This window comes from Streptomyces sp. RP5T, assembly GCF_003933965.1.
In the GTDB taxonomy this organism is placed as follows: Bacteria; Actinomycetota; Actinomycetes; order Streptomycetales; family Streptomycetaceae; genus Streptomyces.
This window is the reverse complement of sequence record NZ_RSAJ01000303.1, coordinates 1-10,047: the sequence shown is the minus strand read 5'-3', so window position 1 is coordinate 10,047 and position 10,047 is coordinate 1. Positions and strand designations below refer to the sequence as shown.

At 71.1% G+C, this 10,047-nt stretch carries 10 protein-coding genes; 2 read left to right on the top strand and 8 right to left on the bottom strand.

The genetic code is table 11. The features are described 5' to 3' along the window. Positions 1-424: VOC family protein (locus EHS43_RS27115; protein ID WP_148104097.1), on the bottom strand; the 424-nt coding region annotated here is incomplete at its 3' end. A gap of 72 nt (positions 425-496) precedes the next feature. Between EHS43_RS27115 and EHS43_RS27110 the strand changes: the two genes are divergently transcribed. Together EHS43_RS27110 and EHS43_RS27105 are read left to right on the top strand one after the other, a co-directional pair. After that, positions 497-1,156 (top strand): ThuA domain-containing protein, encoded by a 660-nt coding sequence (locus EHS43_RS27110; RefSeq protein ID WP_125193375.1) that lies wholly within the window; start codon positions 497-499, stop codon positions 1,154-1,156. A 214-nt stretch (positions 1,157-1,370) separates the two neighbouring features. Further along, entirely contained in the window at positions 1,371-1,910 is a 540-nt protein-coding gene (locus EHS43_RS27105) for a peptidoglycan-binding protein (RefSeq protein WP_125193374.1), read from the top strand. Between the two features lie 33 nt (positions 1,911-1,943). On the opposite strand, the gene EHS43_RS27100 is transcribed toward EHS43_RS27105, so the two are convergent. From EHS43_RS27100 to EHS43_RS27070, 7 genes are all read right to left on the bottom strand, one after another. Next, the gene (locus EHS43_RS27100) at positions 1,944-2,366 is read right to left on the bottom strand and encodes a helix-turn-helix transcriptional regulator (protein WP_125193373.1); all 423 of its coding nucleotides are present in this window, start codon (positions 2,364-2,366) and stop codon (positions 1,944-1,946) included. 159 nt (positions 2,367-2,525) lie between these two features. Next, positions 2,526-3,569 (bottom strand): LacI family DNA-binding transcriptional regulator, encoded by a 1,044-nt coding sequence (locus EHS43_RS27095; protein WP_125193372.1) that lies wholly within the window; start codon positions 3,567-3,569, stop codon positions 2,526-2,528. A gap of 177 nt (positions 3,570-3,746) precedes the next feature. Beyond that, positions 3,747-5,339, bottom strand: coding sequence for a family 43 glycosylhydrolase (locus EHS43_RS27090; RefSeq protein WP_125193371.1), 1,593 nt, complete (start codon positions 5,337-5,339; stop codon positions 3,747-3,749). Next, positions 5,336-6,241, bottom strand: a complete 906-nt coding sequence (locus tag EHS43_RS27085) for a carbohydrate ABC transporter permease (protein WP_125193370.1) — start codon at positions 6,239-6,241, stop codon at positions 5,336-5,338. The genes EHS43_RS27090 and EHS43_RS27085 overlap by 4 nt, the downstream gene beginning before the upstream one ends. Further along, complete coding sequence (locus tag EHS43_RS27080) at positions 6,241-7,125, bottom strand: carbohydrate ABC transporter permease (RefSeq protein ID WP_125193369.1); 885 nt, start codon at positions 7,123-7,125, stop codon at positions 6,241-6,243. The genes EHS43_RS27085 and EHS43_RS27080 overlap by 1 nt, the downstream gene beginning before the upstream one ends. Positions 7,126-7,153: 28 nt before the next feature. Next, on the bottom strand, positions 7,154-8,488 hold the full coding sequence (locus EHS43_RS27075; protein WP_125193368.1) for an ABC transporter substrate-binding protein: 1,335 nt from the start codon (positions 8,486-8,488) through the stop codon (positions 7,154-7,156). 371 nt (positions 8,489-8,859) lie between these two features. Beyond that, positions 8,860-9,948, bottom strand: a complete 1,089-nt coding sequence (locus EHS43_RS27070) for a LacI family DNA-binding transcriptional regulator (protein ID WP_125193367.1) — start codon at positions 9,946-9,948, stop codon at positions 8,860-8,862. Between the last annotated feature and the right edge of the window lie 99 nt (positions 9,949-10,047).

Here is a 10,047-nt window from a genome sequence, read left to right as displayed (position 1 = left end):
GGACCAGGCCGGAGGGGTGCTGGGTGCGGCCGTCCGTGAGGCGCCAGCGCAGCAGGGTGCCGTCGGGCCTGCGGCGGCTCATCGGGCGGATCTCCCCGGGGTCGTACCCGCGGGCCCGGGCCGTGGCCACCGCCGCGTCCAGGTCGGGCGGGCTGATCGCCCAGGTGACCGTGCGGGCGGCGGCGAGCGAGTCGAGGTCGAAGGGGCGCGGGCCCGCCGGCTCCGGCCGGCCCGGGTCGGGGCCGATGATCTCCAGGTAGGAGGTGCCGCCCAGCGACACGAGATGGTTGCGGGTGCCGAGACCGACGTGCACCCCGCCGGGGGCGGGCACCACGCCGGTGCGCCGGGTGAAGTCGGCCACCGTCGCCGCCAGGTCGGGGGTCGCGAGGACGAGATGGTCCAGCCGTGCGGGAATCGCGGTCACCGCGCCGAGGCTACGGCGCCCTGACCGCACGACGGAACACCTCTGCGGCGACCCACCTCCTAGGCTCGGGCCATGGCTCCCCGACTCCTCGTCCACACCCGCACGACCGCCTACCGCCACGACTCCATCCCGGCCGCCGTCGACGCCGTCCGCGCCCTCGGCGGCTTCGAGACGGACGCCGGCGAGGACCCGGCGGCCCTGGAACGGCCCCTCGACCGGTACGCCGCCGTCGTCTTCCTCTCCACCAGCGGCGAGATCCTCACCCCGGCCGGGCGCGAACGGCTCGCCGCGTACGTCCAGTCGGGCGGCGCCTTCGTCGGGGTCCACGCGGCCGCCTGCACCGAGTACACCTGGCCCCACTACGGCGAGCTGCTGGGCGCCCGCTTCGCCGGGCACCCCGCCTACCAGCCCGGCAGGATCCGCGTCGAGGACCGCGACCACCCGGCCACCCGACACCTGCCCGCCGTATGGGAGTTCACCGACGAGTGGTACGACTTCGAGACCAACCCCCGAGGGTCCGTCAGGGTGTTGGCGTGCGCCGACGAGTCGTCGTACGAGGGCGGCGGCATGGGCGCCGACCATCCGCTGGTGTGGTGCCGCGAACAGGGCGCGGGCCGCGTCTTCTACACCGCGCTCGGGCACGCGGCCGCGGCCTGGGCGGACCCCGTCCTCCTGGCCCATCTGCGCGGCGGGATCACCTGGGCGGCACGGCTGGAGCACGGCACCGGCTGACCCCGTCCCACGCCGTCCCGGCAGGTCCCCGTACGGCCCGTGCTCGGGGACCACACCGCCGTACGCGGGCCGGACCGTCCCCGGCCGGCCCGGGGACGCGAGCGGCTCTCGCCGTGCGCACCCCGGCCCTGTGAGGCTGTGCCGTGCCAAGCGAAGCGAGCCGCCCCAGGGGGAACCACGGGGGGAACCAGGGCGGTTCGGAAAGGGAGATTCCATGAGCATGCGCAAGCGGGCCGTCGCGATGATGACAGCCGCGTTGCTGGGCGCCGGGACGCTCGGCCTCGCCGTGGCGCCGGCGGCGGACGCGGCCTCGTACCACGGCATCGACGGCAACGGCGTCGTCAGCGACGACTGGCAGGACGAGGAGAACCTGAGCGTCGACGACTACGCCGACAGCAACGCCACGGCCCTGTGGCAGTCCGTCCTGTACGCGGACGGCGCCAAGTGGCAGGACGAGGACGGCGACTGGCACAACTTCGGCAAGAGCCAGATCGACGGCGCGTTCGGCCCGCAGACCGAGTCGGCCACCCAGTGGTGGCAGGAGCGCTACGGCCTCCAGGAGAACGACGGCGTGGTCACCGACCAGAGCTGGGAGTTCGCCCAGCAGTGGCTGCACGGCCCCGGCTCGGGCGGCGGTGTCCGCTACGACGGCGACCGGCGCGACGTCGACTTCAAGCGGGTCAGCGGCAAGTACCGGGTCAAGCTCAAGGGCACCGGCCCCTGGCGGATCGCGTACTACGACCAGCGCGGCTGACCCGCGCCGACGGGGGAGCGGGCGGCCGCAGCCTCACCCGCTCCCCGACGGCCACGCCCACAGCACCCCCGCCACCAGCAGCACGATGACCGCGAACGCGACCAGCGCCGCCGTACGCCAGCGCCGGTACTCGGCAGGGGCCGGAGCCGGCGGCGCCCCCTGCGAGGCCATCGCCGTCACCACCGTGCCGTACGGCCACACCGGGGCGGCCAGGTCCCACAGCGCCAGCAGTCGCGCCTGGTCCGCGCCCGCCACCTTGCACAGCGCCTGCACCGCCCCCCGCGGCGGCTGCTTGGCCCCGCTGAGATACCGCTGCCAGGACGACTTGCTGTAGGCGGTGCGCCGGGCCAGCTCGGCGAGGCTCAGATCGGTGCGGTCCTTCAACTGGCGCAGTTGCTCCACGAGTTGCCGCGCCTCCCTCGGAAGCGAGTCCGGCAGCGGTCGCCAGCGCGTCATGGTCGTCCCCCAAGTGCTCGCCGCCGCCCTGACCGGGGCGGCGGCCCCCCTTCCCGCCGCACCGTTCGACGCCCGTCAGCCCTGGCCAGTTCCCCTCGCCCACGGATGACCGAAGCTGAACGAATCCGGCGGTGAGTGGCCCCTGCAGCGGTCGCCGGGTCAGTCGCGCGGCGCCGCCGTGCTCGCCCGCTCCACCAGCCGCGTCGACAGCTCGGTCCGGGTGCTCTCGGGACGGTCGCCGTCCATCATGCGGACCAGCAGCCGCAGGGCCGTCGCCGCCATCTCCGCGAGGGGCTGGCGGACCGTGGTGAGGGCCGGAGAGGTCCAGCGGGCCTCGGGGAGGTCGTCGAAACCCACGACGCTGATGTCCTCGGGGACGCGCAGGCCCCGTGCGGCCAGGGCCTCGTACACGCCGAGCGCCATGCGGTCGGAGCAGACGAAGACCGCGGTGGGCGGTTCGGGCAGATCGAGGAGCTCCAGCGTGCGGCGGTGGGCCGTGCTCTCGTCGTGGCCCGTGTGCCGGACGTACTCGGGCCGCTGCCGGACCCCCGCCGCCGCGAGCGCGGAACGGTAGCCCGCCACGCGCGCGTTGCTGCACATCCTGCGCTGGTGACCGGCGACCACCGCGATGCGCTCATGCCCCAGCGCCAGCAGGTGCTCGGTCGCGGTCACCCCGCCCTGCCAGTTCGCCGCGCCCACCGAGACCACGTCCGCCGGCGGCTCCAGGACCGGGTCGATCAGGACGTACGGGATGCGGTGCTGGTCCAGCCAGCCGTACTGCGAGGGCGTCAGCTCGGCCAGGTTGAACAGCACCCCGGAGGAGCCGCGCGCGGTGAGCTTGTCCATCCAGCCGCGGTCCGGGCGCCCCGCCCGGTTCCGGGTCAGCCCGGCGGAGACCACCACCTCCAGGCCCGCGTCGTGGGCGGCCGCCTCGACGCCGTGCAGCACCGCCCCCGACCAGGAGGTCTCCAGCGAGTGCACGACCAGGTCGACGAGCCCCGACGACTTCGCCGCGTCGAACCTCGGTCTGCGGACGTAGCCCAGCCGGTCCAGCGCCTCGGTGACCCGGCGCCGGGTCTCGGGGGCCACGTCCTCACGGCCGTTGACGACCTTGGAGGCGGTCGGCACCGACACGCCCGCCTCCCGGGCCACGACCGCCAGCGTGGGACCGGCCGCCACGCTCGCACTCCCCGTGCGGACCATCGGGAACCACCTCTCCGGCCCGCCCGAGGGCCATGAAAGTTTCGACCAGCGCGAAAACAGCAAGCGCGTGACAGTAAGCGCAGTAAGCGCTTCCTACCCTAGGTTCGCCCGCTGACGTCGGGAAGAGGTCGGGCTTCGCCGGTCTTCATGACCCCCTGACTTTCGAAACTTCGAACACTACCCGCAGCTCAGGCGGAACCCGGCGAAGTCGGCCGTGAAGGCCGCGTCGACCAGGTCCACGGCATGGATTCCAGCCATCGCCCCCGTGAACCGGAGCTTGGACCCGTGGTCGTCGGAAAGCCGGGTGAAGTCCAGTTCCGGGCCCACGGCCGTCCACGCGCCGTCCGCGCCCGCGTACCGGAAACGAGCCACCCCGTCCGCCACCGTGACCCCGAGCGTGAAGGCGCTTTCCGTACCGACGCCGACCACGGCCACCTGCCGCGTACCGCCCTCGTCCCGCTCGACGAGGCTGAGCACGGTCCGCCCGCCGCCCCGCCACTGCTGGCCCCGCTGCTCCTCGCCCTCGGGCTCGGCCCACGTCAGGTCGAGCGCCAGATACGACTCGGAGCCGTACCAGAGCACCAGCCCGGCGGCCTGCGTGAACGAGACCGGCCGGGCCTCCACGGTGACCTCGGCCTCCGCCCGGTGCTCGGTGATCCGCTGCGCGAGCAGACTGTGCGCCCACCGCGACTCCGGACCGTGCCGCCCGCGCAGCCGGATCCATCCCGGACGGGCGGCGGTGTCCGCCCAGGACGGGTCGGGCGCGGCCCGCGGGGTGCTCCAGGGCCAGCCCAACGGATGCCCGTCAGCGGGGAGTCGGGCCGGCGACCACGCTGGTGTCGGGACGTCGACCTCGACCGCCGGATGCCGGCCCCCTTGCCGCAGCCTCGGCCGGCCCTGCGCGTCCCAGGTCACCGCCTGGACCGCCGTCTCACGGCCGAGCGGGCAGCGCGGTCCGTTCGGCGTGTGCAGAGGGCGGGCCGCCAGATGGCTCAACACCCAGCTGCCGTCGGACAGTTCGACCAGTTCGCCGTGGCCCGCTTTCTGCAACGGCAGGGACGGATCGTCCCGGGACGTCAGCAGGGGCCGGTCGTCCAGCTCGTACGGGCCGGTGATCTCCCGGCTCCGGGCGACCAGGACCCCGTGCTCGAAACCGGTCCCGCCCTCGGCGAGGACGAGGTGGTACCACCCGCCCCTGTGGACCAGCTTCGGCCCCTCGACGAGGCGTTCGTGCTGGAGCAGCAGATGCGTTCCGCCCACCGGCGCCAGCGTCGACCGGTCCAGCTCCGTCAGCACGATCCCGGCGAAACGCCGGCCCCCTGGGCGGTGGTCGTTCTGGAGGTTGAGCAGCCACAGGCGTCCCTCGGCGTCGTGGAAGAGCGCGGGGTCGAAGCCATGGCTCGCGATCCGGCGCGGTGCCGTCCACGCGCCGGACGCCTCCGTAGCCGTGGAGACATACGTGTCCGCGTCGAAGTACGGCGTCCCGACCGAGCGGACGATCGCGTAGACCACCCAGAACCGTTCGCCGTCCCAGCTCAGGGAGGGTGCCCAGATGCCGCCCGAGTCGGGGACGCCGGCCAGGGAGCCGCCCGGGACCGCGCCCTCGACATGACCCGCGTACTCCCAGTGCGCGAGGTCACGCGAGCGGTGCAGCGGGATCGTCGGGAACCACTCGAAGGAACTGGTCGCCACATGGAACCAGTCACCGACACGCACCATGGACGGGTCCGGCGCGAAGCCCCGGATCACCGGGTTGCGCAGCAGGGTCACTTGAGGGCCCCGAGGGTGACTCCGGTGCGCCAGTAGCGGCGCATCGCGACCATCATGACCGCCATCGGGACGATGGACAGCAGGGCGCCGGTCAGGACCAGGCTGGTGAGGTCGACGCCGGATTCCAGGCGCTTGCCGGACCAGTTGTACAGGCCGATGTTGAGCGTCCAGTTGTTCTCGCCGCGCAGCACGGTCAGCGGCAGGAAGAAGGCGTTCCAGGTGTTCACGAAGGCCAGCAGGAACACCGTGGCACCACCCGTGGTCATCATCCGCAGCACGATGCTGAAGAAGATCCTCAGCTCCCCGGCCCCGTCGATACGGGCCGCCTCCAGCAGCTCGAAGGGGATCGTGGCCTCGGTGTACACCTTGGCGAGGTACACGCTGAACGGGTTGATCAGGCACGGGACGAGCATCGCCCAGGGCGTGTCCACCAGGCCGATCTCGGAGAACAGCAGGTACAGCGGCAGCGTCAGCAGCGCGATCGGGATCAGGAAGGAGCCGACCACGCACGCGAAGACCAGGTTGCGCCCCGGGAAGTCGAAACGCGCGAGGCCGTAACCGGTCGCCAGCGCCAGCAGCGTGCCGCCCAGCGAGCCGACGCCGGCGTACAGGAAGGAGTTCGCCGTCCAGCGCAGGAAGATGCCGTGCTCGTAGGTGAACAGCTGACGCAGGTTGTCCCACAGGTGGAAACCCGAGAACCACAGGCCGTTGGACTGGTAGAGGCCGGTGCGGTCCTTGGTGGCCGCCACGACCAGCCACCACACCGGGAAGAGGCTGTAGAGGCTCGCCAGGGACAGCCCGACGAGCAGGAACCGCTGCCCGCCGCGCGAACGACCCGCCGGGTCCGGAGCGTTGAGCCTGCGGACCGGCACGCTCCTGGTGGGTTCCTCGGTGAGCGTCATCAGTCGGCCTCCTTCGAGGTGAACCGGTAGAACAGGTAGGAGGCGACGCCGAGGATCAGGGCGAGCAGCACCGAAAGAGCCGCCGCGTAGTGGTAGTTGCCGGCGTTGAACGCCTGGTTGTAGATGATCATGATCGGGGTGAAGGAGTCGCTGACCGTCTGCGGGGTGACATTGCGGAACAGGGCGGGCTCGTTGAAGATCTGGAGCATCTGGATGATGGAGAGCATCCCCGTCAGCACCAACGCCCCCCGCACGAACGGGATCTTGATGCTGCGCGCGATCCGCCACTCGCTCGCCCCGTCGAGCCGCGCGGCCTCGAACAGGTCGCGGGGCACGCCCTGGAGCGCCGAGTAGATGATGACCATGTTGTAGCCGATGCCGTGCCAGGTCAGCAGGTTGCCGATGGACGGCCACACCATCGACGGCGCGAAGAAGTTCCAGGAGAACCCGAAGATCTCACCGAGCGGGGTGAGCGGCCCGACGTCCGGGCTGTACAGGTTCAGCCACACGATGGCCGCGACCACCCCGGGGATCATGTACGGCACCAGCAGCAGGATCCGGAACCGCCCGGCCGTCCGCGACCGGAGCGTGTCCAGGAGCAGTGCCAGCACCAGGCTCACCAGCAGCATGACCGGGATCTGCACACAGGCGAACAGCACCACCCGCAGCACCGAGCCCATGAAGGCCGGGTCGGTCAGCCCCTGTCGGTAGTTCCCGAGCCCCGCGAACTCCTCGGTGCTCCCGCCGAGGCCCAGCCCCGAGGACTGCGAGCGGTACAGCGACTGGTGGACGGCGTACCCGATCGGCAGCAGGTACAGGAAGACGAAGCCGAGCTGGAAGGGCACGGTGAAGGCGGCACCCTTCCAGCGCAGTGAACGAATCATCAGCAGCAGCCCTTGATCCTCTGGTCCTCTAGCCCTTGACGCTGATGCCGCGGGACTTCAGGTCCTTGACCGTCCACTCCTGCATGTGCGCGAGCAGTTCCCTCACCGTCTGCTCCTTGCTGACCACCTTCGCCCAGCCGGCCTGCATCTCGGTGAACATCGCGGTCCAGTCGGGCCCGAAGGTCCAGTCGGTGGTGACGGTCCGCAGGCTGTCCTTCACCACCTGCTGGCCCGTCCGGTAGTGGGACCCGAGGAGCTTCTCGGAAACCGCCTCGGGCACGTACGGGTCGCTGTCGGCCAGTGCCGGCATCACACCGTTGCCGGTCTCCGGGCTCGCCATCGTCTTGACGGCACCGGTGTTCGTGGACATCCACAGCGCGGCCTCGGCGGCCTGCTCCTGGTGCTCGCACCCCTTGGTCACCAGCGTCACGCTGCCGGTCAGGTTGGTTCCGGCCGGGGTCCTGGCGGCCTCACCGGTGAACGCCGGCCAGGGTGAAAGGCCCCACTTCCCGAAGGACTTGGTGAAGTTCTGCACCATGCCGGCCATCTGCCAGGTGGAGATCTGGCGGGTCGCGGTGCCGCCGTTGTCGTAGTTGCGCTGAACGGCCGCGTAATCCGCGAACGACAGCTTGGAGTTGAGGTCGTTGTCGATGATCTGCTGGATCACCTCGGCGGCCTTCAGGGTGCCCGCGTCCTGGAAGTCCACCTTCCAGGAGTCGCCGTCGATCGCGTACCAGTGCGCCCCGGCCTGCATCGCGAGCACCTCCAGCGTGCTGGGGTCCTCACCGGCGTAGTTGGTGATCTTTATGCCGTGCTTCTTCAGCACCTTGCCCGCGGCGATGAACTCGTCCCAGGTCGCCGGCGGCTCGATGCCGTACTTCTCGAAGAGGTCGGTGCGGTAGATGGTGAAGTTCGGCGCCGAACTGGTCGGCACGCCGTACGACTTCCCCTGCACCTGCGCACTCGCCCACGATCCGGTGTTGAACCTGTCCTTCTCGCCCTCGACGTACCGCGTGATGTCGGCGAGCGCGCCCTGCGCGACCCAACTGGTCACGTACTCGGCGGTGTTCTGCACCAGACAGGGCTCGTCGCCGGCCTTCACCGCGTTGGTCAGCTGCTTCTGCATGGTCAGCTGGTCGGTGACCTTCGTGTACTTCAGCCGGACGTCCTTGTGCGAGGCGTTGAACGCCTTCACCACGGCGTCCTGGCCGTTCGCCCAGCCCCAGAAGGGCAGGGTGACCGGGCCCGACGACTCGGCGCCGTCCTGGGAGCCCGACCCGCCGCACGCGGTGAGCAGACCTGACAGCGCGAGTCCCGCGACGGCGACGCGGGCGAACCTTCTCCGGGGGCTGCTGAAGTTCATCTGACCGTGTTCCTTCGGAAAGTAGGGCGTCTCGGAGAGGAGAGAGGGGGATCGACGGCTCGGTGTCGGCCGGAAACGGCGGCCGGGAATCCATCGGCTCGCAGTGTGGGGATCGGCCCAGCGGAAGCTGTAGTAACCGGTTGCTGGGACGGTAGGCCGACGGCCCTGTCGTTAGCAAGAGGCGGACGGCAATTTGTTACGCCGGTCGGTCCGGGAAGTGAAGCCCGTGGGGCGTCGACGCGCGCGGCAGAACTTGGCGTACTGCCAGCTCAGGAGTGTGTCGGCAAGGAGAGGAGTGAGACGGGGAGCCGTGCCGGACCTCACTGCCTGACACGCAGAAACCGTTTACGAAACGATCTCTTCCACTCCCGCTAGCGCGGCTGTGCGGGCGGCCGCACCGAGTTCCGTACGACGACATGGGTGCCCAGCACCAGGTGGTCCCCGTCGGCCCCCCGGCGCCGCGCTCCACCGCCCTCACGCCGGTCCGCGACCGCGCGCAGGGCGACCCGTCCCATCTCCTCGTAGGGCACGTGGACGGTGGTGAGCTGCGGGGTGAGCTGGGAGGCGAGCGGGATGTCGTCGTACCCGACGATCGACACGTCCTCCGGCACCCGCAGCCCGGCCGCGCGCAGCGCCTGCATGGCCCCGGCGGCGACGACATCGGTCCCGGCGAGGACGGCGGTGAACTCGAGCCCGTCCCGCAGGCTCTCCTCCACGGCGTCGTACCCGTGCTCGTAGTCGTAGGCCCCGTGCCGCACCATGACGTCCTCGAACGGCACGCCGTACGCCTCGAAGGCGCGCCGAGCACCCCGCAACCGGCCCTGTGCGGTGGTGAGTTCGGAGTGGCCGGGCAGTACGAGGACCCTTCGGTGGCCGGCCGAGAGCAGATGGCTGGCCATGGCGTAGGCGCCGCCCTCGTTGTCGTAGTCGACGGTCGTGGCCGGCACGTCGCCCTCCAGCGGCGGCCGTCCCACCAGCACCAGATGCGACCCCGCGGCATCCAGGGACCGGGCGAAGCGGGCCATGCGCAGCTGGTACTCGTCGTAGTCGTAGGCACCGCCGAGCAGCACCACGGCCGCGACCCCCTGCTGGCGCATGAGGTTGACGAGGGCGAGCTCGCGCTCGGGGTCGTCGCCGGTCGTGCCCACCAGCGACAGCCATCCCCGCAGGGTGGCGGCGCCCTCGACGCCCTTGGCCACGTGGGCGAACGCGGCACCGGTGATGTTGTTGATGAGGATCGCGACGGTGGGTGTGCCGCCCCCGGCGAGCGAGCGGGCGTGCGCGTTGGTGACGTAGTCCAGATCGCGGACGACCTTCATCACCTTGCGGCGCAGGTCCTCGGAGACGGGATAGTTCCCGGACAGTACCCGGGAGACGCTGGCCACGGACACCCCGGCCCGCTCGGCCACGTCCCGGATGGTGGCCCGTCCGACGTCCCCCGACGCCTTGCGCTGACTCACCCTTGCGGCTCCTTAGCGACAGTGGCCCGGCACCGGGCCCCGGAAACCGTATCCCATTGTTACTACAGCACGATTCCGACGGCGTGGACCGGAACGAGC

What these genes read in the sequence shown, in the direction of transcription:
- EHS43_RS27110 (WP_125193375.1), top strand. Translation starts at nt 497, where the DNA reads ATGGCTCCCCGACTCCTCGTCCACACCCGCACGACCGCCTACCGCCAC.
- EHS43_RS27105 (WP_125193374.1), top strand. Translation starts at nt 1,371, where the DNA reads ATGAGCATGCGCAAGCGGGCCGTCGCGATGATGACAGCCGCGTTGCTG.
- EHS43_RS27100 (WP_125193373.1), bottom strand. Translation starts at nt 2,366, where the DNA reads ATGACGCGCTGGCGACCGCTGCCGGACTCGCTTCCGAGGGAGGCGCGG.
- EHS43_RS27095 (WP_125193372.1), bottom strand. Translation starts at nt 3,569, where the DNA reads ATGGTCCGCACGGGGAGTGCGAGCGTGGCGGCCGGTCCCACGCTGGCG.
- EHS43_RS27085 (WP_125193370.1), bottom strand. Translation starts at nt 6,241, where the DNA reads ATGACGCTCACCGAGGAACCCACCAGGAGCGTGCCGGTCCGCAGGCTC.
- EHS43_RS27080 (WP_125193369.1), bottom strand. Translation starts at nt 7,125, where the DNA reads ATGATTCGTTCACTGCGCTGGAAGGGTGCCGCCTTCACCGTGCCCTTC.
- EHS43_RS27075 (WP_125193368.1), bottom strand. Translation starts at nt 8,488, where the DNA reads ATGAACTTCAGCAGCCCCCGGAGAAGGTTCGCCCGCGTCGCCGTCGCG.